General features: G+C 65.4%; 1 pseudogene. It reads right to left on the bottom strand.

Annotation, left to right across the window (positions count from 1 at the left end):
• Positions 1–208: pseudogene (locus KVT39_RS37295) on the bottom strand (citrate transporter); the annotation flags it as partial.
• Positions 209–240: the final 32 nt, after the last annotated feature.

Below are 240 nucleotides of genomic sequence, written 5' to 3'. Positions count from 1 at the left end.
AATACAGGATCGCAAACACGAACATCCCGACCACGGGCGCGCGGCCCTTCAGCCCGACGATCACGAACTTGCTGGTGTGCAGCCCGACGCCGCCGAGCAGCGACGCCGCGATCGGCACGATGCTCAGCGCGACGAGCGGCGTCATCCGCTTCGACAGAATCGCGGCCGGCAGGACGACGATCGAGCCAAGCCCGAGACACGGCAGCATCCGGGTCTCCCACCTTGTCTTTTGCTGTAGTC

The organism is Burkholderia sp. GbtcB21 (genome assembly GCF_019091065.1).
Taxonomy (GTDB): Bacteria; Pseudomonadota; Gammaproteobacteria; order Burkholderiales; family Burkholderiaceae; genus Burkholderia; species Burkholderia pyrrocinia_C.
The sequence above is the reverse complement of the archived record's forward strand: the minus strand, read 5'-3'. Positions and strand labels throughout refer to the sequence as shown.